19 protein-coding genes are annotated in these 23,192 nt (G+C 69.7%); 14 read left to right on the top strand and 5 right to left on the bottom strand.

The features are described from left to right. Positions 1-11 precede the first annotated feature (11 nt). The 4 genes from ACSP50_RS20305 to ACSP50_RS20290 all read right to left on the bottom strand — a co-directional run bounded on the left by ACSP50_RS20305 (position 12) and on the right by ACSP50_RS20290 (position 4,720). Positions 12-1,052: a substrate-binding domain-containing protein gene (locus ACSP50_RS20305; RefSeq protein WP_014691137.1), complete on the bottom strand. Its 1,041-nt coding sequence runs from the start codon at positions 1,050-1,052 to the stop codon at positions 12-14. A gap of 73 nt (positions 1,053-1,125) precedes the next feature. Further along, positions 1,126-2,202: an ABC transporter permease gene (locus ACSP50_RS20300; protein WP_014691136.1), complete on the bottom strand. Its 1,077-nt coding sequence runs from the start codon at positions 2,200-2,202 to the stop codon at positions 1,126-1,128. Continuing rightward, a complete protein-coding gene (locus ACSP50_RS20295; RefSeq protein ID WP_014691135.1) occupies positions 2,199-3,203 on the bottom strand; it encodes an ABC transporter permease in 1,005 nt (334 codons plus the stop codon). The genes ACSP50_RS20300 and ACSP50_RS20295 overlap by 4 nt, the downstream gene beginning before the upstream one ends. Continuing rightward, positions 3,200-4,720, bottom strand: coding sequence for a sugar ABC transporter ATP-binding protein (locus ACSP50_RS20290; RefSeq protein WP_080127931.1), 1,521 nt, complete (start codon positions 4,718-4,720; stop codon positions 3,200-3,202). The genes ACSP50_RS20295 and ACSP50_RS20290 overlap by 4 nt, the downstream gene beginning before the upstream one ends. Positions 4,721-4,771: 51 nt before the next feature. Here ACSP50_RS20290 and ACSP50_RS20285 point away from each other — a divergent pair, with 51 nt between their 5' ends. The 10 genes from ACSP50_RS20285 to ACSP50_RS42065 all read left to right on the top strand — a co-directional run bounded on the left by ACSP50_RS20285 (position 4,772) and on the right by ACSP50_RS42065 (position 16,688). Further along, the gene (locus ACSP50_RS20285) at positions 4,772-5,785 is read left to right on the top strand and encodes a C-terminal binding protein (protein ID WP_197688161.1); all 1,014 of its coding nucleotides are present in this window, start codon (positions 4,772-4,774) and stop codon (positions 5,783-5,785) included. A gap of 22 nt (positions 5,786-5,807) precedes the next feature. Continuing rightward, complete coding sequence (locus ACSP50_RS20280; RefSeq protein ID WP_014691132.1) at positions 5,808-6,656, top strand: fumarylacetoacetate hydrolase family protein; 849 nt, start codon at positions 5,808-5,810, stop codon at positions 6,654-6,656. Next, positions 6,647-7,348 carry a (Fe-S)-binding protein gene (locus tag ACSP50_RS44070; protein ID WP_014691131.1) on the top strand — a complete coding sequence of 234 codons (702 nt, stop codon included), beginning with the start codon at positions 6,647-6,649 and terminating at the stop codon, positions 7,346-7,348. The genes ACSP50_RS20280 and ACSP50_RS44070 overlap by 10 nt, the downstream gene beginning before the upstream one ends. Next, positions 7,345-8,784: a lactate utilization protein B gene (locus ACSP50_RS20270; protein WP_014691130.1), complete on the top strand. Its 1,440-nt coding sequence runs from the start codon at positions 7,345-7,347 to the stop codon at positions 8,782-8,784. Before ACSP50_RS44070 ends, ACSP50_RS20270 begins: the two co-directional genes overlap by 4 nt. Then, on the top strand, positions 8,768-9,379 hold the full coding sequence (locus tag ACSP50_RS20265) for an LUD domain-containing protein (protein ID WP_014691129.1): 612 nt from the start codon (positions 8,768-8,770) through the stop codon (positions 9,377-9,379). The genes ACSP50_RS20270 and ACSP50_RS20265 overlap by 17 nt, the downstream gene beginning before the upstream one ends. 680 nt (positions 9,380-10,059) lie before the next feature. Beyond that, on the top strand, positions 10,060-10,746 hold the full coding sequence (locus ACSP50_RS20260) for an isoprenylcysteine carboxylmethyltransferase family protein (protein ID WP_014691128.1): 687 nt from the start codon (positions 10,060-10,062) through the stop codon (positions 10,744-10,746). Between the two features lie 29 nt (positions 10,747-10,775). Beyond that, positions 10,776-12,707: an aldo/keto reductase gene (locus ACSP50_RS45095; RefSeq protein ID WP_014691127.1), complete on the top strand. Its 1,932-nt coding sequence runs from the start codon at positions 10,776-10,778 to the stop codon at positions 12,705-12,707. Positions 12,708-13,025: 318 nt separating this feature from the next. Further along, positions 13,026-15,749: a transglycosylase domain-containing protein gene (locus tag ACSP50_RS20245; protein WP_014691126.1), complete on the top strand. Its 2,724-nt coding sequence runs from the start codon at positions 13,026-13,028 to the stop codon at positions 15,747-15,749. Positions 15,750-15,972: 223 nt separating this feature from the next. Next, a complete protein-coding gene (locus tag ACSP50_RS20240) occupies positions 15,973-16,452 on the top strand; it encodes a hypothetical protein (RefSeq protein ID WP_014691125.1) in 480 nt (159 codons plus the stop codon). Between the two features lie 86 nt (positions 16,453-16,538). Next, positions 16,539-16,688 carry a hypothetical protein gene (locus tag ACSP50_RS42065; RefSeq protein ID WP_014691124.1) on the top strand — a complete coding sequence of 50 codons (150 nt, stop codon included), beginning with the start codon at positions 16,539-16,541 and terminating at the stop codon, positions 16,686-16,688. Here ACSP50_RS42065 and ACSP50_RS20235 read toward each other — a convergent pair. After that, positions 16,685-17,335 (bottom strand): response regulator transcription factor, encoded by a 651-nt coding sequence (locus ACSP50_RS20235; protein ID WP_014691123.1) that lies wholly within the window; start codon positions 17,333-17,335, stop codon positions 16,685-16,687. The two genes, ACSP50_RS42065 and ACSP50_RS20235, sit on opposite strands and share 4 nt — an antisense overlap. Positions 17,336-17,387: 52 nt before the next feature. On the opposite strand from ACSP50_RS20235, the gene ACSP50_RS20230 reads away from it, so the two are divergent. The 4 genes from ACSP50_RS20230 (at position 17,388) to ACSP50_RS20215 (ending at position 23,035) form a co-directional block, all read left to right on the top strand. Beyond that, entirely contained in the window at positions 17,388-19,103 is a 1,716-nt protein-coding gene (locus ACSP50_RS20230; RefSeq protein ID WP_014691122.1) for a GAF domain-containing sensor histidine kinase, read from the top strand. Positions 19,104-19,267: 164 nt separating this feature from the next. Continuing rightward, positions 19,268-20,254 (top strand): nitroreductase, encoded by a 987-nt coding sequence (locus ACSP50_RS20225; protein WP_014691121.1) that lies wholly within the window; start codon positions 19,268-19,270, stop codon positions 20,252-20,254. Between the two features lie 124 nt (positions 20,255-20,378). Then, positions 20,379-21,557, top strand: a complete 1,179-nt coding sequence (locus ACSP50_RS20220) for an FIST signal transduction protein (RefSeq protein ID WP_014691120.1) — start codon at positions 20,379-20,381, stop codon at positions 21,555-21,557. Continuing rightward, positions 21,557-23,035 (top strand): sensor domain-containing diguanylate cyclase, encoded by a 1,479-nt coding sequence (locus ACSP50_RS20215; RefSeq protein WP_014691119.1) that lies wholly within the window; start codon positions 21,557-21,559, stop codon positions 23,033-23,035. The genes ACSP50_RS20220 and ACSP50_RS20215 overlap by 1 nt, the downstream gene beginning before the upstream one ends. Positions 23,036-23,192: the final 157 nt, after the last annotated feature.

The following is a 23,192-nucleotide window of genomic DNA, read 5'->3' as shown; positions in this document are numbered from 1 at the left end:
GCACGCCCCCGTCAGAAGTTGAACTGGCTGATGTTGGAACCGTCGAAGGTCACCAGCGGACCCGAGATGACCTGACCCGCCGGCGTGATGCTCATCGTCCCCAGGCTGCCGGCGCTGAACGTGGCGCCCGGCTGGGCGGTTATCGTGCCCCTCGCCATGCCGGCGAGCAGGTAGCCGGCGATGACGCCTTCCCGCTTGGGATCCCATAGACCGAACTTCTTGACCGTCCCGTCCTGGATGTACGCCTTCATCGAACTCGGCAGGCCCAGACCGGTCAGCACGAGCGTGCCCTTCTGCGGCGACTCGCTGATCACTTTGGCCGCCGCTGGCAGGCCCACGGCAGTCGGCGAGATGATCGCCGCCAGGTCAGGGTGTTTGGTCAGCAGCGCCCGTGCCTGCGTAGTGCTCTTGTCGACCTGGTCGTCGCCGTAGACGGTGTCGACCAGCTGCATCTTGGCGTACTGCGGATCGTTCTTCAGCTCCTTCTTGAGACCCTCGATCCAGGCGTTCTGGTCCGGTGCGGTGGAGGTTGCGGACAGGATGGCGAACTTGCCCGTGTAGTTCATCTGCTGGGCGGCGAGGTCGAGCAGGAACTTGCCCATCGGCGAGAAGTCGGTGGGCATGATCGCGGCATCGCGCCCGTCCGTGGCCTTCATGTCGGAGTTGATGGTGATGACCTTGACACCGGCCGCCTTCGCCTTCTCCAAGCTGGGCAGTAGCGCTTCGTCGTCGTTGGGCGAGATGGCGATCGCGCTGACCTTCTTCTGGATCGCCGCGTCGATGAACGGGATTTGCGCTGTCGGATCGGGGCTGGCGGGACCGGCTTCCTCGAACTGGTAACCGAGCGTCTGGGACGTCTCCTTGAAGCCGGCGACAATCGCGTCGAAGTACGGGTTGCCGAGGTTCTTCGGTATGTAGACGACTTTGACCGGTCCGCTTGACGTCGTCGATCCGCTCTTGGCGGAAGGCGACTTCTGACAGGCGGTTGCCGACACCATCGTCGTTACGGCCAGCGCTGTCAGTAAGAATCGGGGTATCGTGCGAATGGACAACAGTTCCTCCTATGGAGTTGCAGCTCCGTACGGAATTCGTCGCGACGGGTCCAGGTGCGGACGCCGTCGTGCCCTACGATCGGCGACGGCCCACCGACGACGGTCGCCGTCGTGTGTGGTGGCGCAGGCGCGCAGCGAGGGAGGCCGTCATCGTCGGTACGAGGATCGATCCGATGAGCAGAAGGCCGATGACGGCGTTCTGCATCTCGCCGTTGACCGAGGCGACGGTCATGGCCTGACGAACGACGACGATCGCGAAGAACGCCAGCAATGTGGCGAGCATCGAACCCCGGCCACCGAAGATGTCCGTGCCTCCCAGAACCACAACGGTGATGACCAGCAATTCCATGCCGGTGGCGAAATTCGACTGGGCGGACCCCAGGCGCGAGGTGAGCAAAATGGCGGCCAGGCCGCAGACGGTTCCCGACAGCGTGAATGCCACCGTGCGGACCATCGCCGTGCGGATTCCCGAGTACCTTGCTGCCTCGGCATTGCTACCGATCAGGTAGCAGAGTCGCCCGTATACCGTGCGATGCAGCAGGAACCAGAAGGCGGCGGCCGCGACCAGCAGCACGAGCACCGGCATCGGTAAGTCCGGCATGGTGCCGAAAACGCCGTACTGGTCAAAACCCACGAACGCTTCGGGAAAGTCGCCGATGGACTTGTCGGTGAGAACGACCTCGGCCATGCCCTGGTACAGCGCCAACGTGCCGAGTGTCACCACCAGACTGGGCAGTCCGAAGTAGGTGATGATCACCCCGTTCACGGCACCGAGCAGCGCGCCGGCGAGGACCGCCAGCACACATGCCAGCCAGGTCGGCACTCCGGCTTGATATGTCTTTGCCAGTGTCGCGGCGCTGAGCGTCACCATCGAAGCGACCGACAGGTCGATGTCACCGTTGATCACGATGAGCGTCATCGGCAGCGCGACGAGGCCCATCTCGACGTAAGAGCTCGTGTTGGTCAGTAGTGCCGCGGGATCCCAGAAATCGGCTGACATGAGGACTCCGACCAGCAATGCGGCGACCAGCAATGCGGCGGCAGTCGACTCCGGAGCGTGCAGCAGGCGCTGCCGCCACGTCTCCGTAGATGCCGTCAGCGGCTCGCCGGCATCGGCCGTTACCGACGGGGAGATCGTTTCGCTGGTCATGCCAGTGCCCTTCCTGACAGGCGCCGCCGCTTCTCGTAGTTCATGCGGATGCGCGCGTCGAAGATGACGGCGGCGAGGATGATGGCCCCCTGCGCGGCGCTCTGCCAGAACGGCGACACCCCCACGACGGTGAGACCGTTGCCGAGGATGCCGATCAGCAGGCAACCGAGCAGGCTGCCCAGGATGCTGCCGCTGCCGCCGAAGATGTTCGTACCGCCGATGACCACCGCGCTGATCACTGCGAACTCCATGTGCAGGCCCGCGTCGGCGGGATTGATGCTGGCGAATCGGGCGACGTACATGGCGCCGCCGAGCCCGGCGAGTGCGCCGGAGATCACGAAAACGCCGACGGTCAGCCGTTTGACCGGAAGGCCCCGCGCGACGGCGGCCTCGGGAGACGAACCGACGGCGTAGAACCTGCGTCCGGTCAGCGTGTACCGGGTGAGGAAGATACCGAACACCAGTGTGGCCGCCGCCGATACCAGCAGCCACGGCACGGCGGTGTGCGCTCCTGAAGCCAGGCTCACCACGCCGCGAGGCAGATCCCAGTCGTTGACCTGACGGCCACCGGAGATCAGAAAGATCACGCCGCGGAAGGCGGCGAGGGTACCCAGGGTGGCGATGATCGCCGGCACTCTGCCGACGCTTACCACCAGCCCGTTGCACAGACCAGCGGCGGCGCCGACGAGGACGGCTACCAGAACCGCCATCGGCACGGAGACGCCGGGATGGTCGCGGACCAGCATCGCCATCGCCATTGCGCTCAGTCCGACGATGGACCCCACGGAGAGATCGATGTTGCGGGTGACGATGACGAGCATCTGGCCGACCGCCACAATCGTGATGATGCCGATGTCCAGCAGAATCTGGTTGACATTCGTCGGAGACAGAAAGCGTCCCTGCAGACCACCGAACACAGCCGTCAACGCCAGGACGAAAACGCCGATACCGAGATCACGGAAGAGATAGAGGCCGCGCCCACGTGGCATGGAGAATTTCATGTGCTCGCACCCGCCACGTCCACGTTGCGAGTGGCCAGTGCGACGATGCGTTCATCGGTCGCGTCGGCGCGGCCCAGTTCGCCGGCTAGTCGGCCCTCCCGGACCACCAGGATGCGGTCGGCCAGCAGACGCAGTTCCTTGGTCTCGCTCGAGATCACCACGATGGCGATTCCCCGGTCGGCGAGGTCGAGCACAATACGGTGGATGGCGGCCTTCGCGCCGACGTCGACGCCCCGGGTCGGCTCATCGACGATCACCACCTGCGGCCCGGTGAGCAACCACTTCGCCACCGCGATCTTCTGCTGGTTGCCGCCGGAGAGCGAACTCACGGGTTGCTCGGTTGACGCCGCGCGAACTGCGTACTGCCGGATCGCCCCCGCCGCGGTTTCCCGCTCCCGGCGCCCACGCCGGACGCCGTGACGAGCCAGCGACGACAAGAGCCCCACCGTGGCGTTCTCCCGGATGCTGCAGCGCACGGCGAGACCATGGCGTGCACGGTCCTCCGGCACGTAGACCAGTCCGGCGCGAACCGCCTGAGCGGCGTTGCGCGGCCGTGACCGCGAAGTGCCCACCTCCACTGTGCCGCCTTCGCGCGACCGAACTCCGAAGATGGCCTCAGCGATCTCTGTACGGCCCGCGCCGACCAGTCCGGCCAGTCCCACGACCTCCCCCGCGCGCACGTCGAAGCTGACCTCCCGGAATGCCCCGGCGCTCGCAAGATCTCGCACCCGCAGCAGTACGTCGCCGGTGGGCCTTGCGGCGGGCGCCGCTGCCTCCTCGACGGCCCGCCCGGCCATCGCCCGCACCAGGGCGTCGGCATCCGTCTCGGCAGCCCGGACCACGGTGACCAACTCGCCGTCGCGCAGCACGGTGATCCGGTCAGCGATCTCCATGATCTCTTCGAGGCGATGACCGATGAACACGATCGCTACACCCCGGTCGCGCAGTCCCCGCAGATTGCTGAAGAGCCGGGCCACCTCCGCAGGAGTCAGCGATGCGGTGGGCTCATCGACGATCAGCACTTTGGGATCTCGGCGCAGTGCCGCCGCGATGTCGACCATCTGTTGGTCGGCAACGGATAGATCACGGACCTTGGCCCGGGGGGACACCCGGCAGCCGACCCGGTCCAGCAGCTTCTGAGTCTCCCGGATCGCGGCGGCCCAGTCGATGGTTCCCCAACGGCGCGGCGGACGGTCCAAGTAGATGTTGCCCACCACGTCGAGGTCGCCGAACAACCGTGGCTCCTGGTGGATGATGTTGACGCCGGCTGCCTGGGCAGCCTGCACGTTACCGGGAGGAAGTGACACTCCCCCGACGTCGACCGTGCCGGTGTCCGACGCCACGACGCCCGCCGCGATCTTGACAAGAGTGCTCTTGCCAGCGCCGTTCTCGCCTAGAAGGACGTGGATCTCACCGGGCTCGACGACGAACGTGACATCGGTCAGCGCCCGGGCGCCACCGTACGACTTCGACAGGCCCCGGCAGGCCAAGGCTGCTTCCACCGGATCGTCCTCCACCTCATGCCGTCGCCGATGTGATGGCGGTGACGCTCGCAGTTCATAAGATGTATGTCAAGGGTGTTGCCGGTTAGCTCGCGCGAGCCCTACCGTATGGGCTCGATACATCACATCAATTCGAGGACTGCCATGGCTGACGGACCACACATTGTGATCACGGACTGTGACCTGGGAGATACGGACATCGAGGAAGAGCTCCTGATCTCAGGTCTCGACGCGCGGGTGACGGTCGCTCGGTGCAAGAGCGAGGATGATGTCATCGACGCGGCCGGCGACGCTGACGCTCTGCTCGTGCAATGGGCGCCCATCACCGCCCGCGTCCTCGAAGCGCTTCCCCACCTCAGGGCGATCAGCCGGTACGGCATCGGACTGGACATGATCGACCTCGACGCCGCCCGGACTCGCGGCATCGAGGTGGCCAACGTGCCGCACTACTGCACCGAGGAGGTCGCCTCCCACGCGGCGGCCTTACTACTCGCGCTCTGGCGGCGCCTTCCCGCGCTGGACCGCAGCGTCCGGGCCGGGCGATGGGAGCCGGTGCCGGTCATGGCCGGCGTCAAGCCGCTCTCGTCCGCCACTCTCGGCCTGCTCGGCGCCGGGCGCATCGCGCAACTGACCGCGCGTCCCTTCACCGCCTTGGGTACACGAGTCGTGGCCTACGACCCGTACGCCACAGCAACGCCGGGTGTCATCGAGCTGGTCGGCCTGGACGAACTCGCCGACGCTGACCTGATCAGCTTGCACGCTCCGCTCAACGCGGAGACCCGGCACCTGGTCGACGCGGCATTCCTGAGCCGGTTGAAGTCGCACGCGGTTCTGGTCAATACCGCCCGCGGTGCTCTCGTTGATACCGCGGCGCTGATCGACGCTCTTCGCGGCGAACGCATCGCCGGCGCGGGCCTCGACGTCTACGAGACCGAGCCGCTGCCGGCTCACCACGAGTTGACCTCACTGGAACGAGTTCTCATCACCCCGCACGCGGCCTGGTGCTCGACCGACGCGCTGCCGACGTTGCAACGACAAGCCGCCGAGAACCTTCTGCGGCTTCTCGCCCCCTCCGCCTGACCGCCATCCGAGAAGGAGTTCCATGCGCATCGCGCTGCTGGACACCGCCTCCGGGCCTCGGCTCGCCGCCGAATGCGACGGCGCCTACCTGCCGATGGCCGGCAACGACCTGCGAGCAATGTTGACCGCGGATGCCGATCTGACCGATCCGGTACTCGGTTCACCACCGGTGACCGGCAGTCTTCGCGCCCCGTTACGACCCGGCAAGATCGTCGCAATCGGCCTCAACTATCTCGACCACATCCGCGAGACCGGCCTCGACAAGCCCGTTGAGCCGCTCATCTTCACCAAGTTCGTGTCCAGCGTGGTGGGCCCCACGGATGACATCGTCGTGGACCCGGCGCTGACCGAGCGCGTCGACTGGGAGGTCGAGCTGGCCGCGGTGATCGGCCGCCGCGCGCGCAACGTCGACGTTACCCAGGCACTCTCCCACGTCGCCGGATACCTGGTCGCCAACGACATCTCCGCTCGGGACCTGCAGTTCCGCGATGGTCAGTGGGTGCGCGGCAAAAGCCTCGACACCTTCTGCCCGCTCGGCCCGGTCTTCGTGACCGCGGACGAGATTCCCGATCCGCAGAGGCTCTCGCTACGGACGATCGTCAACGGCGAGATTGTCCAGGACTCCAGCACCGAGGAGATGATCTTCTCCGTGGCCGAGTTGGTCGCCTTCTGCTCGCGAAGCTTCACCCTCGATCCCGGCGATGTCATCCTCACCGGCACGCCGTGGGGCTGCGGGGAGTTCATGAACCCGAAGCGGTCGCTGCGCGAGGGCGACGTGGTCGAGGTGTCGGTCGACGGAATCGGCCGGCTGCGCAACACGGTCCGTCACGCCTCCTGGTCACTCAGCCGAAGGACCGAGCCGTGCGAATAGCGCTCTTCATCACCTGCGTCAACGAACTGCTGCGACCACAGACCGGGCAAGCAGTCGTCCGCGTGCTGCGCCGGCTCGGTCACGCTGTCGAGTTTCCCATGGCCCAGACCTGCTGCGGGCAGATGCAACTCAACTCCGGCTATCCCGATCTGGTCATGCCGCTCGTGCACGACTATGTATCGACTTTCGAGGAGTACGACGCGGTGGTGACCCCCTCAGGATCGTGTGCCGCCATGGTGCGCGAGCATTACGGCAGGCTCGACGCCCGAGCCGCCTCGGTGGCCGCGCGTACCTTCGAGCTTTCCGAGCTGTTGCTCGACGTGCTGGGCGTGGAAGATGTCGGTGGCAGGTTCGCGCATCGCGTCTCCTACCACCCGACGTGTCACGGGCTGCGTATGCTCCGGCTCGGCGACCGCCCGCTGCGCTTGTTGCGCCGCGTGCGAGGCCTCGAGCTCTGCGAAATACCGGAAGCGACGCAGTGCTGTGGCTTCGGGGGCACGTTCTCGCTGAAGAACGCCGCGGTTTCGGGTGCGATGCTCGCCGACAAATGTGCTGCCGCGGAAACCACGGGCGCTCACTATCTGGCCGCTGCCGACAATTCCTGCCTGGCCCACATCGGCGGCGGCCTCAGCCGGCGCCGCAGCGGTCTCCAGACGATCCACTATGCCGAGATCCTGGCGGCCGGGCAGTGAGCGGCCTCGGCATACCGGGAACGGCCCGAGGCGTCCCCTTTCCCACCGCCGCGGCGCGGGCACTCGCCGACGAACAGCTGCGGGCCAACCTGCGCCGAGCGACCAGCACCATCCGCCGTCGCCGCGACGAGGCAGTCGGTGAGATCGCCGGCTGGGAACAGCTGCGCGACGCCGCAGCGGCCATCAAAGCCGAGACCATGGCCCGGCTGCCAGAACTGCTGGAACGATTCGAGGCGGCCGCGACAGCAGCCGGCGCCCAGGTGCACTGGGCACGTGACGCGGTAGAGGCCGGCGCCATCGTTGCCAGGCTGGTGGCCGCCGCAGGAGCCAGCGAGGTCGTCAAGGTCAAATCGATGGCGACTCAAGAAATCGCGCTGAATCACACGCTCGCCCGCTCGGGCGTCGACGTGGTCGAGACCGACCTGGCGGAGCTCATCGTCCAGCTCGCCGACGACGTTCCTTCACACATTCTCGTACCCGCGATCCATTACAACCGCAAGCAGATCCGCGACCTGTTCCGCGATCGGATGCCGGACGCGCCCGCTGATCTCAGCGACGATCCGCATGCGTTGGCGGCGGCCGCACGCGCACACCTGCGCGCGCGTTTTCTCTCCGCCCAGGTGGCGGTCTCGGGCGCCAACTTCGCCATCGCCGAGTCCGGCACCCTGGTCGTGGTGGAAAGTGAGGGCAACGGCCGGATGTGCCTCACCCTGCCGCGCACCTTGATCAGCGTGGTAGGGATTGAGAAAATCATTCCGCGCTTCACCGACCTGTCGATATTCCTGCGCCTTCTACCTCGCTCGTCGACCGGTGAACGCATGAACCCCTACACCTCGACGTGGACCGGCGTGACTCCGGACGACGGTCCGCAACAGCTTCACATCGTCCTGCTCGACAACGGCCGCTCAGCAACCCTGGCCGACCCGGTCGGACGCCAGGCGCTGCACTGTATCCGGTGCTCGGCGTGCCTGAACGTCTGCCCCGTCTACGAACGCACGGGCGGTCACGCGTACGGCAGCGTCTACCCGGGGCCGATCGGTGCGGTCCTCACGCCACAGCTGACCGGAGTCGCCGCGAACCCGTCGCTGCCGTTCGCCTCGACGCTGTGCGGCGCGTGCTACGACGTCTGCCCGGTGAAAATAGATATTCCCCGCGTGCTGGTACACCTGAGGCAACAAGCGGTGCTCGCCTCACCGGCGGCACCCGAAGGCGCCGTGATGCGGGCATTGACCTGGACCATGAGCGATCGCCGCCGGTACGAACGAGCCTTACGGGCCGCTCGCGCCGGCGCCGCTCCGCTGGTGCGGATACTCGGCCGACGCACGGTACGCCGGCTACCGGCACCACTGTCGCCCTGGACGCGCTATCGCGACGCCCCGCTGCCCGCAGCCGAATCCTTCCGGGATTGGTGGAGACGCAATGACCCACGCACGTGACGAAATCCTGTCCCGCCTCCGGCGAGCCTTGTCAGACTCGCCGGCGGTGCCGCAAGCTCTCCCGCTGCCGACTCCGACACAACCGCCGGACGCTCTCGCTCTGCTTTGCGAACGGTTGCTCGACTACCGGGCGCAGGTGGTCACCACCACGTGGCACCTGCTGCCTGACATGCTGACCGAACTCGTCACGGGCGTAGCGGACGACATCGCCGTGCCCGCGGATCTGCCTTCACGCTGGACCGCGGCCTGGCAGGCACGTGCCGTCGTGGACCGGGGCCACCTGAGCAACGCGGTGCTGGACCAGGTGGGTGCTGTGGTCACCGGTTGCGCGCTCGCGGTGGCCGAGACCGGCACGATCATCCTTGACGCCGGCCCCCGCCAAGGGCGCCGGGTGCTGACCCTGCTTCCGGATCGGCACATCTGCGTAGTCGATGCCCGGCAAGTAGTCGCGGACGTGCCTGACACCTTTGCCCGGCTGGACCACAGCCGTCCACTCACCTGGATTTCCGGGCCCTCCGCTACCAGCGACATCGAACTACGCCGCGTGGAAGGCGTTCACGGTCCCCGTCTGCTGCAGGTCGTACTGGTCAGCTGAGCTTGCCGCATGCGCGGCGAGCGGCAAGCGGCGCGACAACCAGCCCGGCAACCACCACTAGACACCATAACGGCCGGCCTGGCTCGGACCTTCACCACCTCGGAGATCTCATGAACCGACGCCCCACCACGACAGCGCCGACGCGGGTCATGGCTCGCACGCTGAGCATCGTCGTCGCCGTGCTGGGCGCGGTGACGCTAGGCAGCCGCACCGCACGGCCCAGGCCAGTGTCGCCGTGACCATCGTGACGCACTGGAAAGATCGCGACTCCTTCGATTGCTACGCATTCCCGAGGCCACCCAAGCATTCGGCGGGCCCATCCACGACGCTCACGCTCACCGATCACATGCGCACTCCACCGAGCCGGGACGTTGCAACCTCCGGCGGGTGGACTCACTCGACACGAGCGACCTGGTGCACCCGAAGAGCCGACACTCAACGGCGCTCACTCGAAGGCACCGGACGGTGACTGGGTCACTCAGGCCATCGAGCTGTGCCGGCTCGTCGAACGCGGGCTGCACCTGTATCTGTGGTTCATCGGCGACCGATCCGCTCGGCTGCGGTGTGGCGATGACCGCCGGGATCCGCCCCGGCCGAGCGGGCCCACGGCGGCGGCCCGGCTCGCCGGCTGCGGTATTTTCCGGCCTGTCCACCGGCCCCGGCGCCGCGACGATGGGTCGATGGTGATTCTCGGCTATGCCGTTCTGGCCTATGTGACGTTCCTGTTCAGCATCGGGTGGGCGGTCGTCTTCCTGACCGGCCCGGTGGACGGCCCGGCCACCCACTCCCCCGCCACCGCCCTGACCGTCGACGCCCTGCTGCTGCTCGCGTTCGCCGTCCAGCACACGATCATGGCCCGCCCCCGGTTCAAACGTCACCTGCCGGCCGCCGTCGAGCGGAGCACCTTCGTGCTCGCCGCCAGCCTGGTCCTGGTAGCCCTGTTCGCCTGGTGGGAGCCGGTTCCCGCGGTCGTCTGGCGGGGCAGCCCGCTGCTCTGGGTGCTGTACGCGGCGGGCTGGGCGCTCGCCGTCGCGGCGACCTACATGATCGACCACTTCGACATGTTCGGGTTGAAGCAGGCCGTCCGGCGGGACGCGTATCAGGCGCCGGCCTTCCGGGAGCGCTGGCTCTACAAGCGGGTCCGCCACCCCATGATGCTCGGCATGATCATCGCTTTCTGGGCGACGCCGACGATGACCGTCGGGCACCTGTTCTTCGCGGTGGCCTCGACCGGCTACATCGCGATCGGTATCCGTTTCGAGGAGCGTGACCTGCGGCGGCAGCTGGGCGACACCTATGCGGAGTATGCCGCCCGGGTGCCGATGCTGATTCCGGGCACGCGGCGCGCGCACTCGAAAGTTGCTTAGCATATCGAAAGGCATCAGGATCTTACGGGATGGATCCGTTCACCAGGGTGCCGCTCGGCCGCACCGATCTCACCGTGACCCGCCTCGGCATGGGCCTGGCCCCGATCGCCGGGCTGTTCCGGCCGGTCGGGGACGCCGGGGCGATCGCCGCGATCGACGCCGCCGGGGATGCCGGGGTGCGCTTCTTCGACACCGCGCCGCTGTACGGCGCGGGGTTGTCCGAGGTCCGGGCGGGCCGCGCGCTGCGCGGCCGCCGGGGGTTCGTGCTGTCCAGCAAGGTGGGCCGCCGCCTGGTCCCGGCCGGCGAGACGCGGAACGAGCTGTGGTCCGAGCCGTCCGGCGCGGCACAGGTCTGGGATTTCAGCGATGCCGGCGTACGTACGCTGTGGCGCGCCAGCCCGGACCGACTCGCCGTGGATCGCCTGGACATCCTGCATCTGCACGACCCGGACGACCATTTCGGGCAGGCCGTGCACGAGGCCCTGCCCGCCCTGGTGGAGCTGCGCCGCCAGAGGGTGATCAGTGCGGTTTCGGCGGGGATGAACCAGTCGGCGATGCTGACCGACCTCGTCCGCACCGGGCAGCTGGACCGTGTGCTGCTGGCCGGCCGGTACCCGCTGCTGGACCAGTCCGGCCTCGCCGACCTGCTGCCCGAGTGCCACGCGCGGGGTGTCGCGGTGATCTGCGGCGGCGTCTACAACTCCGGCATCCTGACCGATCCCGATGGCAGTCCCACCTACCACTACCGGCCGGCTCCGGCGGCGCTGGCCGCCCGGGCTCGGGCGATCGCCGCGGTCTGCGACCGGCACGGCGTGCCGCTGCGGGCCGCCGCCCTGCAGTTCCCGCTCGCCCACCCGGCCGTCGTGTCGGTGCTGGTCGGGATGCGGTCGGCCGCCGAGGTCGCCGACGCCGCCGCGATGGCTCTGCCCGGTCCGGATCTGCGCGCATGCGCCCGTACGTCGACATCGCTCCCGATCTTCCGGGTCGGACCGGCTCATGTCCGGTGCGAACCGGCCGGTGTGCGAGGTGGTGGCGTCCTGCGGGGAGGTCACTCTGGTGCTCACCGGCATTCCCGGCGGCCGCTCCGGCGCTGCGTCCGGCCGCACCGCGATCCGCGTCTATCGATGGGAGATCTCGTGAGGTATCTGCGCGCCGGAGCGCCGGGGGCGGAACGTCCGATTCTGTACGCCGGGGGGCGGCTGCGCGACCTGTCCGAGGTGACCGCGGACATCGACGGGGCGTTCCTGGCCGCCGGCGGGTTCACCGGGGACCCCGACGAGCTGCCGCCGGCCGATCTCGACCATCACCGGATCGCCCCGCCGATCGCCCGGCCCGGCGTCGTCCTCTGCATCGGGCCGAACTACGCGGCGCATGCCGGCGAGTCCGGGGCGGCGCCGCCGGCCGAGCCGATCGTCTTCTCCAAGGCGCCGAACACGGTGATCGGCGCCGAGGACGACATCCTGATCCCGCCCGGGTCGAAGCGCCTCGACGGGGAGGTGGAGCTGGGCGTCGTGATCGGCCGCCAGGCGCGGTATCTGTCGGACCCGGCGGCCGGGCTGCAGTGCGTGGCCGGCTACGTGCTCTCCAACGACGTGTCCGAACGTGATTACCAGCTGGAGCGGTCCGGCGGGCAGTGGTCCAAGGGCAGGTCGTGCGAGACGTTCAACCCGCTCGGCCCGTGGCTGGTCAGCCCGGACGAGCTGCGGTTCCCGCTGCGGCTGCGCAGCTGGGTGAACCGGGAGCCGCGGCAGGACTCCAGCACCGCCGACATGATCTTCGACGTCGGCCACCTGATCTGGCACCTGTCCCAGTTCACCGTCCTGGAACCGGGCGACCTGATCAACACCGGGACTCCGCAGGGGGTGGCGCTCGGCGGCCGCTTCCCCTACCTGAACGCCGGCGACGTGGTGGAGATGGAGATCGACGGACTGGGTCGGCAGCGCAACGTGGTGAAAGGGTGAGAAACGCCGCGGGACCGGGCCGTCGAACGGGCTCGGTCCCGCGGCAGGCGCGGGAGTCGGCGTCCTCGACCCTCGGCCCCACCGCATCGCCCGCCACCTGTGCTCCCCCGGGCGCGCCGCCTCTCGTCCGGTTGCGGGAGGCGCCACGCGGATCGCCGGCCGGGCACCTGCGTCAGCGGATAGCAATAGAGACATATGTCATCACCCACATGTGCAACCTTGCCGAAGCCGCTGGTCAACGGGCCGGAAACGTGAGTGACCGTCCGGTAACACAAGATCACATGCCACGGAAATGCTCTTGGCCTCGTCTATGCGGGTGTGCAGCAGGAATCCATCGAGAAACGAACCGTCCGCTGGCGCCGACTGGTGACCACCGTCGTCGCCGTACTGTTGTTCTGGGTCGGCGCGGGGGCGGCCGCAGCCGAGGCGTACGTCGAATCCGTGCCGGTGCCCGGCGTGAGCCCGGAGCCACAGGCGTCCGTCCTGTACTACCGCGACGGTCGGACCATCCTGGCCCGGGTCGGTGCCACCGACCACAACGACGTGGCGCTGTCGGCCGTCTCGCCCGAGCTGCGCCGGGCTGTGCTGATCGCCGAGGACCGCGACTTCTACCACCACGTCGGCGTCTCCCTGCGCGGCGTGATGCGGGCCATGGTGGCCGACGCGGGCGGCGCGCACCAGGGCGCCTCGACGATCACCCAGCAGTACGCCCGCAACGCCTTCCTCACCCAGAACGTCACGGTGAACCGCAAGGCCCGGGAATTCGCGCTGGCCCTCAACCTGGAACGCGAGCACTCCAAGGACGAGATCCTGGAGCGGTACCTGAACACGATCTACTTCGGTCGGGGCGCGTACGGGATCGCCGCCGCCGCGCACGCCTACTTCGGGATCACCCCGGATCGGCTCGACTTCGCCCAGAGCGCGGTGCTCGCCGCGGTCATCAAGGATCCCTGGGGATACGACCCGGACCACGACGCCAAGGCGGCCCGGCGGCGCTGGAACTGGATCTTGGCGAGCGCCCAGGCCAACGGCTGGGTGGACCCGGCGGTGACGTACCCGCAGCTGCAGCCGGCCGGCTCGCCGATCGGCGGCCCGCTCGGTCTGGTCGTCGACCAGGTGGAACGCGAGTTGTCCACCCACCAGATCACCTCCCAGCAGCTGCACACCCAGGGCCTGCAGGTGGTCACCACGCTGGACGCGGCGGCGCAGCAGGCCGCGGTGGGCACCGTCGCGGCACAACTGCACGGCCAGCCGTCCGGCCTGCAGGCGGCCCTGGTCGCGGTCGATCCGGCGACCGGTGGGGTACGGGCGTACTACGGCGGCGAGCACGGCAGCGGCTACTTCGACTACGCGGCGGCTCTGCACCCGGCCGCGTCCACGTTCAAGCCGATCGTGCTGGCGGCCGCGCTGGGTCGGGGCATCGCCTATCAGTCCCACTGGGACGGCAGCTCGCCGCGGTTGTTCCCGGACCGGGGCGTGCCCCTGCGCAACCACAACGATCTGCAGTGCGCCGACTGCACGCTGCAGCACGCGATGGTCGACTCGCTGAACACGCCGTTCTACGCGGTGACCGCGGAGATCGGCCCGGACCGGGTCCGGGACATGGCGGTGAAGCTCGGCATTCCGGACACTTACCACGGGGCCAAGTCGATGGTGGATGTCAAGGGTGACCCGGCCCCCGGCCACACCCGCGGCGACATCGCCATGGGTCGTTACCCGGTCACGCCGGGCGACCTGGCCACCGTGTACGCGACGCTGGCCGGCAACGGCGACCGGCACCAGCGCCACTTCGTGCGTTCGGTGACCGGGGCGACCGGCTTCGACTACACCGAGCCGACCGGCGGTACCGCCGCGGTCGACCCGAAGATCGCCGCCGACGTCTCCACGGTGTTGCGGTCGGTGGTGCAGGAGCACGGTTTCACCCCGGGTCGTCCGGCCGCCGGCAAGACCGGCACCCAGCAGTACCTCGAGACGCGCGACAACCAGGACGCCTGGATGGCCGGCTACACGCCGGAACTGGCCACCGCGGTGTGGCTCGGCAGGGCGAAACCGGGGCCGCTGCGCGACGCGAAGAACAAGCGGATCGAGGGTGACACGATCCCGGCCCAGCTCTGGCGCGAGTTCACCCGGTCGGCGCTGCAGGGCGCGCCGGTCACGCCGCTGCCGGCACCGGCGCACGTCGGGCGCGCCGACACGGGCGACTTCGGCAAGACCGGCCACGGCGGACACAGCCCCGACTCGGTCACCGATCTGCACGCCGCCGCGGCCGGTTACGAGCCGGTCGTGCACACCGAGCACCCCGGCAAACGGCTCGCGCTGACCTTCGACGACGGCCCGTCCGACTACACCCCGGCGGTCCTCGACCTGCTCGCCCGGTACCACGTCAAGGCGACGTTCTGCATGGTCGGCGAGAACGCCGGCTGGTATCCGCAGCAGGTGCGCCGCATCGTGGCCGACGGCCACCGGCTGTGCAACCACTCGATGCACCACGACGACCTGGGCATCGTCTCGGAGGCCAAGAGTCGGGCGGACATCGCCGAGACGGACGCGGCCATCGCCGAGGCCGTCCCGGGCGCGACGGTGACCTACTACCGCGCCCCGTACGGCGACTTCGGCCCCTCGGCGAAGGCCGGCGGCAAGGCCGGGCACACCCCGCTGGGCTGGGTCGTCGACCCGGACGACTGGACGCTGCCCGGCGTCGACACGATCGTGTCGCGGATCCGGGCGCAGCTGACACCGCGGGCGGTGGTGCTCGTCCACGACGGCGGCGGCGACCGCAAGCAGACCGTGGAGGCGCTGCGCAAACTGATCCCGGGCCTGCTCGCCGAGGGGTGGACCTTCGACTTCCCGGAGACGACGATCACCTCCTCGCCACTGCCCGGCCCGCACGCCGGCGCCACCACCCCGGCGCCGTCCCCGTCGTCGGCGTCACCGTCCGCATCGGCTTCCCCGTCACCGTCCGCCTCGACCTCGCCGGTGCCCGTCCCCACGCCGGCACTCCCGGCGAAGACCGACGCGCCGCGGCCGGACACCACGCCGTGACACTGCCGCCGCCGCCGGCACGGTGCCGGCGGCGGCACCGGATCCGCGGCGATCCCGACGGTCGGCCTCGGCCCCACCCGGGCCAGCGACGAGAACCCCGTCCCGCAACGCGCCGTCAACGGCGGCGGGGGCACGCTGGGTGCGGAGGGTCTTGGCGTAACGTGTGGGATCATGCCGGCGTGGTGATTCAGCCGGTCGAGGCTCTCAAGGGTCGGAGTTGAGCATGTCTCACGCCGCGGACGACACGATCGGGAGCGATCCGTTGGCGGTCATGACGTTGTCCTACCTGGATGATCCCGAGATCGCGTTGCGTGCAGACGACCTCGAAGCCGAACATCGAACGAACACGTGGCACTACAGTGTGCCGAACCGCTTTGACCTCACCGCCGTTGCCGCCGCCCTGGAACATGTCGTTCGGCACCTGGCGAAGCGACACGGCCCCGGCCCGGGCATCTTCTACTGCTGGTACGACGAACAGGCTGGGCAGCTTCGCTGTTCGTTGACATCCAAGCCCGCGGACAGTCTCCCGTTCGGTGGTCGTTACCGATTGACGCCCGAGGTCACCGATGTACTTCTTCTTGCGGCCTCCGATGCTCAGCCGGGAAGGATCCCCTGGACGGAGCTGACCGAGGTTCAGAACTCGGCCGATCTGAGCCGGCAGAATCCGGATCCCTTCCCCGTGTGGGCCGCCGCTCTGTCCTGAAGCAAGCTCTACTCCCCCGCTGACGTCGTCCACCGTGTCCCCGTCGGTGCCGCTGAGGGTGGTCAGCGCCGCCCGGACCGGTGGAGGTGCCGTTCACCCGGGACGCGCTGCGCCGGATGCTCGGCGGGGTCGGGGTGCCGCACCTGGCTGTCCGGCTGGGCCTGCAGGATCCGGAGCACACCGCCCCGCCGCACACCCCGCGGCTGGCCACCGAGCAGGTCGTCGAGATCGTCTAGGAACCGCCGTGCGGGTGGTCGCCCAGCAGGCGGGTGGCCAGCACCGCGGCCTGGGTGCGGCGTTCCAGCCCCAGCTTGGCCAGCAGGCTGGACACGTAGTTCTTCACCGTCTTCTCCGCCAGGAACATCCGGCCGGCGATGTCCCGGTTGGTCAGGCCCTCGGCGATCAGCTCCAGGATCCTGCGTTCCTGGTCGGTGAGGCCGGCCAGCTCGCGGGGCTGCTCCACGCCGTGCCGGATCCGCTCCAGTACCCGCTGGGTGACCGCCGGGTCGAGCAGCGACTGGCCCTGCGCCACCCGGCGGACCGCGTCGACCAGGTCGGTGCCGCGGATCTGTTTGAGCACGTAGCCGGACGCCCCGGCCATGATCGCGGCGAACAGCGCCTCGTCATCCTCGTACGACGTGAGGATCAGGCCTTTGATCGTCGAGTCGACGGCGCGCACGTCCCGGCACACGTCGATGCCGCTGCCGTCGGGCAGGCGGGCGTCGAGCACCGCCACGTCGGGCCGCAGCGCCGGGATGCGGGCCGCCGCCTCGTGGGCCGAACCGGACTCACCGACCACCTCGATGTCACCGGCGGCCTGCAGCAGGTCGATCAGGCCGCGCCGGACGACCTCATGGTCGTCGAGCAGGAAGACGCGAATCATGGGTTCTTTCTACACGTGAGGGCGCCGCGGCGGCCAAGCTAGCCTGTGCGGCATGGGTGATCCGATTGCCGGGGACGGACCGCCGTCGCTGGGTTTGAGCCCGCTGTCGCGGGTCCGCCTCGACGAGCTGCTGCACGAGATGCTCGACCGGGTCGGCGAGGTGATGTCCAGCCGGGAGCGGCTGCGCGCCCTGCTCGACGCGGTCGTCGGCATCGGCAGCGACCTCGACCTGCGCAGCACCCTGCAACGCATCGTCGAGGCGGCATGCGCGCTGGCCGGCGCCCGGTACGGCGCACTCGGCGTGATCGGCGCCGACCGCACCCAGCTCGCCGACTTCATCACGCACGGCATCGACCCGGCGGCGCACGCCCGGATCGGCGACCTGCCGCACGGCCGCGGCGTGCTCGGCCTGCTGATCACCGATCCGAAACCGGTGCGGCTGCCGGACATCACCCGGCACCCCGACTCGTTCGGCTTCCCGCCGAACCACCCGCCGATGCACAGCTTCCTCGGCGTGCCGGTCCGCACCCGGGACCAGATCTTCGGCAACCTGTACCTCGCCGAGAAGCAGGGCGCCGCCGAGTTCAGCGAGGACGACGAGGAGATCGTCGTCGCCCTGGCCGCCGCCGCGGGCGTCGCGATCGACAACGCCCGCCTGTTCGCCGTCGCCCAGCGCCGGGCCCGCTGGCTCACCGCGACCGCGGAGATCACCAGCGTGCTGCTCGGCGACGTGCAGCGCACCGATGCGCTGCGGCTGATCGCCCGCCGGGCCCGCGAGCTGTCCGGCTCCGATCTGGTGATGGTCCTGCTGCACGACGAGGTGACCGGGCGGTACACGGTCGAGGTCGCCGACGGCGCCGACCCGGGCTGCGCCACTCTCACCGGCAGGTCGCTGCTGGTCGAGGACACGGCCCTGGCCGACCTGGGTCGGGAGACGTATCGGCACGTGCCGCGCCTGCCGACGGTCGCCGACTGGCCGGTCCCGGTGCCCGACGGTCCGGCGCTGGCCGCCCCGCTCAGCGGCACCGACATGCTGCACGGCGTGCTGCTCGTCGCCCAGCCCAGCGCCCAGCCGCTCGGCGACGAGGACGCGGTGCTGCTGGCCAGCTTCGCCGGACAGGCCTCGCTGGCCCTGCAGCGGGCCCGCGCCCAGGAGGAACGCGGTCTGCTGCTGGTCCTGGAGGACCGTGAGCGGATCGCCCGGGACCTGCACGACGTGGTGATCCAGCGGTTGTTCGCCACCGGCATGCAGTTGCAGGCCGCGATCGTCCACGCCACCCGCCCGGAGGTGGCGGACCGGATCAACACCGCGGTCAACGATCTGGACGCGACGATCCGCGACATCCGCTCGTCCATCTTCGAGCTGCGCGCCCCGGTGGGTCCGTCGCTGCGGGCGGAGCTCCGCGAGGCGGTGACCGCGGCGGCCGGCACCCTCGGGTTCACCCCGGTGCTCGACACCACCGGGCCGATCGACAGTGTGGTGCCCGACGACGTCGTTCCCGAGCTGCTCGCCGTGCTGCGCGAGGCACTGTCGAATGTCGCCCGGCACGCGCAGGCGCGCAGTGCCCGGGTCAGCGTGCACGCCGGCAACACGGAGGTCACGCTGCGGGTGGAGGACGACGGGATCGGCTTCGATCCGGCGCGGGCCCGCGGTGGCCTGGTCAACATGGCCGACCGTGCCGACGACCTGGGCGGCACGTTCAGCACGGGGCCCCGGGCGGACGGCACCGGGACCACGGTGACCTGGCGGGTCCCGCTCGGCACTTGACCATCGGCAACCGACTCCGGCACCGGCCACCGGGCCGCTCCCCGGCGGCGACCGAACCCCGGAAAAGGTCCTTCGGCCCTGACCACCGGCCCGCCGGCCCGGCATCGTGAAACAAACCGGCGTTTCCTGGCCGCGGCGGTGACCTGCCGAGAGGACTGATGATCATGGCCACCTACGACGACACCGACCTGCACCGTGCCGCCGCCGCGGGCATCCGCGCACCGTCGCTGCACAACAGCCAGCCGTGGCGGTTCCGGCTGGCCGGCGGCGCCATCGAGATCCTCGCCGACCCGTCCCGCCAGCTGCGGGTCGCCGATTCCGCGGGCTGGGCCGCCCGGCTCGCGTGCGGCGCCGCCACCTACAACGCCCGGCTGGCCCTGGCCGTCGCCGGCCGCCCCGCCGACGTGCTGCTGACCGCCGACAGCGACCGCCCCGACCTGGTCGCCCGGCTCACCCCCGGCCGGGAGCGCCCGCCCACATACGCCGAGCAGGACCTGCACGCCGCCATCACCCGCCGGCACAGCCACCGCAACCCGTTCTGGCCCGACCCGGTCCCGGCCACCGCCCGGATCCGGCTGGTCGAGGCGGCCCGCAGCGAACACGCCTGGCTCGACCTGCTGGTCGGCATGGCCGCCCTGGCCGGCTTCGCGCAGATCGCGCACAGCGCCGACCGCGTCCTGCGCCGCGACACCGCGTACCAGGCCGAAATGATCGCCTGGACCGACGCCGGCAGTGCCCCCGACGGCATCCCCGCACACGCCGGCGCCCCGATCACCGAACCGCAGGACCTGCTCCCCCAGCGCATCCTCAGCGACCGGCACCGCGCCCCCGGCCGCGACTACGAACCCGAACCGCTGATCGGCATCCTCGGCGTCGCGGGCGACCGCCGCCTCGACCAGGTCGTCGCCGGTCAGGCCCTGCAGAAGGTGCTGCTCACCGCCACCGCCGCCGGCCTGGCCACCTCGCTGATCTCGCAGCCGATCGAGGTGCCCGCCGCCCGCGACCAGCTCCGCCGTTCCCTGGGCCGCACCGGGTACCCCCAGCTGGCCCTGCGCGTCGGTTACGGCACCACCACCGGCCCGCTCACCGGGCGCCGCGACGTCCCCGAGGTGCTGACCGGCGCGCCGGTCACGCAGGCACAGTCCCGGTAGAAGGTGAGGTCGTTGCCGGGAACCGGGTGCACGGGGCGTCACCACCGGTTCGGCCATCTCTCAGACTCGCGGCCGCCCTGCCGATGGGCTCCAGGAGAGAACCCCCGCGAAGATGGAGTTCCGAATGGGCGCAATCGTTACCCGAGCAGCTCCGATCGGGTCGGGGCACAGTTGCGGGAGTGACGCGGCGACAGCCGCCGCCGAGTCGGTGCTGCAGGCACTCGGCGGCCGGGTGCCGGCCGCCGGTGACCTCGTCATCGTCTTTCCGACCTTCGACCTGGAGCCCGCGATCGTCCTTGCCGCGGCTGAGGCGGCGGCGGGCGATGCCACGGTGGTCGGCTGCTCGTCGTTCGCATCGTTCACCGAGGCCGAGCACGTGTCGGCCGGTTGCACCGCGGTCTACGTCCCGGCCCACGGTGCGTCGTTCGGCGTGGCCGCCGGCGAACCGCTTGCCGATGACATCGCCGGGGTCACCCGCCAGGTGGTGGAATCGGCTCGCGCGAAAGCCGGCGTACGGCACCCGCATTCGGTCCTGATGATCCTTTCCGACGGTCTCGCCGGCGACCAGCGTGAGGTGCTGCGCGGGGCATACGCGGTCGCCGGCGCCACGGTGCCCATCGTCGGCGGCGCGGCGGCAGAACCGTTGCGGATGGCCAGGACGTACCAGCTCGGCGAGGGCCGCGTGCTGCACAACGGGGTGGTCGCCGTGTGGATCAACTCGCCCGTTCCGCTCGGTGTGGCGGTCCAGCACGGCTGGCGGCCCACTGGCGAGCCCATGATCGTCACGCGCGCGGAGGGCAACGTGATCCGCGAGATCGACGGCCGGCCGGCCCGCGAGGCGTACCTCGCGATGCGTGGCTGCGGTACCGGTGAGGACACCGGCATGTCCTTCGCGGGTCTCGTGATGGACCGGCCCCTGGGATTGCCGAACGCCTCCGGGCGGTTCGACGTGCGCCACATCCTGGACTGCACCCCGGACGGTGGTCTCGTCATGTTCGGCTACGTCAGTGACTATGCGGTCGTACAGGTCATGGAGAGCAGTTTCGAGGAGCTCATCGACGCGGCCCGGCAGGCGACCGCCGAGGCGGTCGGCCAGCTTGCCGGGTCACCGAGGGGCGCGCTCGTGTTCAGCTGCACCGCGCGCACCGCCCTGTTCAGTGAGCGGGTCGGTGCCGAAGCCGGTGCGGTGCGAGCAGCGTTGGCCGGGGCGCAGGCCGGTGGTCTGTTCACCTACGGGGAGTTCGCGAGGGTCTCCGGCTCCTCCGGTTTCCACAACGCAACGGTCTCGGTGCTGGCGTTCTGATGACCGACACCATCCCGGCGGACGTTGTACCGGCAGACTCCGCGGAGCTGGCCCGACTGCAGGAGGAGGTCCGGCAGCTGCGCACACAGATCGCCGCCTCGCACGCCACCTCCGCACGTGCGTTATCGCGAGCCACCCGCCTGGCACAGGTGGTGAGCGTGCTCGGCCAGCTGGCCGATGTCGACGACATCTTCGCTCGCGCCGCCGGCGAGGTGGCCGAGCTGTTCAACGCCGATGTCGCGCTCTTCTGGCTGGTCACGGACCATGGCGTGGAGCTGTCCGGCTGCTGGGGAATCCCGGCACATGATCTGCCCGCCAACGCCGCTGAGCTGCCGCCCGACCTGGCGGCCACGCGACGCGGCGAGACGGTGACGGCCGGTCCGGCCGGCCAGGTGCCGTTGCCTGCCTGGCTCAACCGTGACGGCGTCCAGCACGCCGCCTGGGCGCGCCTTGCCAGTGGCGCGGAGAACCTGGGCTACATGCTGCTGATACGTCATTCCGAATCGCCGTTCGACGCAGCCGACTCCCTCGAGTTGCGCGCAGTGGCCAGCCGGGTGGCGCTCGCCGTCGACAACACGCGCCTGCAGCGGCGTACCCGCATGCAGCTGGAGCGGCTGCGCCGCCTGCATGATCTCACCTCGAATCTGGTCGGCATGCTCGATCTTGATGAAGTCCTGCACGCGGTCGCCCGGATGACGATCGCCGAGGTTCCGGTGGACGACGTGACGATCGCCCTGCACGGGGATCACCCGGAGCCGATCTCGGCGTCCGCCGGGAAGGTCCTCCCGAGTGCCGCGGACCAGGCCGATGGTCCGGACACCACCGCACTGCGCCTCCACGCCGGCGGCCGTGAGGTCGGAACTCTGACGGTGCACGGAGCGCCGCCGGCCGGCGGTGAGGCCGACGCGCTGCTACGCCACCTGGCAGATCTGGCCGCGCTGGTGATCTCGAAGGCGTTGCTGTTCCAGCGGGTCAGAGAACAGGCGGAACACGACACGCTGACCCGGCTGGCGAACCGTGCCCTGTTCATGGAACGCCTGGAGCAGGCGGTGGTCGATGCCGAACGCACCGGCGGCACGGTCGGAGTGATCTTCGCGGATCTCGACAAGTTCAAAGCGGTCAACGATACGTACGGCCATGACGTCGGTGACGCGTTGCTCGTCGCCATGGCCGCACGGCTGTCCGCGGCCGCCGGTCCTGCCCACCTGGTCGCGCGGCTGGGCGGCGACGAGTTCGTGGTCCTCTGCGCGCCGCTGACCGATCCGGCGGAGGCGCGCGCCGTCGCCGATCGGCTGGGGCGCGTGCTGGAGGCGCCCTTCGAGCTGGGCGGCACCCGCCTGCCGGCCGGTGCCAGTTTCGGGCTGGCGACCACCGGCGAGGCCGGCTACGACCCGGAGGCGCTGCTCCGCGCTGCGGATGAGGCCATGTACACCGCCAAGGCCGCTGCCCGTACCGCGGCGAACCGGGCAGAACCCTGACTCGGAACTCCTGACCCGATCGGGCGCATCGGCATGACCTGCCGGCGCGCCTGCGGGACTGAACAACGCCGGCGTCTGGCAGCGGCTGCATGAGGTTCTGCTGGCCGGGCTACGCGCGGCCGTAGCGGCTTCAGCAGCCGAAAGGCTGTCTCGTATC

The sequence above is a fragment of the Actinoplanes sp. SE50/110 genome (assembly GCF_900119315.1).
Lineage (GTDB): Bacteria > Actinomycetota > Actinomycetes > Mycobacteriales > Micromonosporaceae > Actinoplanes.
Note: the sequence above shows the minus strand (reverse complement) of the source record. Positions and strands in the feature narration are given on the sequence as shown.

Bases quoted from the DNA above. Each gene is read 5' to 3' on its own strand.
- ACSP50_RS20265 (WP_014691129.1), top strand. From the start codon at position 8,768: ATGACCCACGCACGTGACGAAATCCTGTCCCGCCTCCGGCGAGCCTTG.
- ACSP50_RS20230 (WP_014691122.1), top strand. From the start codon at position 17,388: ATGGGTGATCCGATTGCCGGGGACGGACCGCCGTCGCTGGGTTTGAGC.
- ACSP50_RS20235 (WP_014691123.1), bottom strand. From the start codon at position 17,335: ATGATTCGCGTCTTCCTGCTCGACGACCATGAGGTCGTCCGGCGCGGC.
- ACSP50_RS20240 (WP_014691125.1), top strand. From the start codon at position 15,973: ATGTCTCACGCCGCGGACGACACGATCGGGAGCGATCCGTTGGCGGTC.
- ACSP50_RS20215 (WP_014691119.1), top strand. From the start codon at position 21,557: ATGACCGACACCATCCCGGCGGACGTTGTACCGGCAGACTCCGCGGAG.
- ACSP50_RS20260 (WP_014691128.1), top strand. From the start codon at position 10,060: ATGGTGATTCTCGGCTATGCCGTTCTGGCCTATGTGACGTTCCTGTTC.
- ACSP50_RS45095 (WP_014691127.1), top strand. From the start codon at position 10,776: ATGGATCCGTTCACCAGGGTGCCGCTCGGCCGCACCGATCTCACCGTG.
- ACSP50_RS20225 (WP_014691121.1), top strand. From the start codon at position 19,268: ATGGCCACCTACGACGACACCGACCTGCACCGTGCCGCCGCCGCGGGC.
- ACSP50_RS20285 (WP_197688161.1), top strand. From the start codon at position 4,772: ATGTCAAGGGTGTTGCCGGTTAGCTCGCGCGAGCCCTACCGTATGGGC.
- ACSP50_RS20280 (WP_014691132.1), top strand. From the start codon at position 5,808: ATGCGCATCGCGCTGCTGGACACCGCCTCCGGGCCTCGGCTCGCCGCC.
- ACSP50_RS20220 (WP_014691120.1), top strand. From the start codon at position 20,379: ATGGGCGCAATCGTTACCCGAGCAGCTCCGATCGGGTCGGGGCACAGT.
- ACSP50_RS20300 (WP_014691136.1), bottom strand. From the start codon at position 2,202: ATGACCAGCGAAACGATCTCCCCGTCGGTAACGGCCGATGCCGGCGAG.
- ACSP50_RS20295 (WP_014691135.1), bottom strand. From the start codon at position 3,203: ATGAAATTCTCCATGCCACGTGGGCGCGGCCTCTATCTCTTCCGTGAT.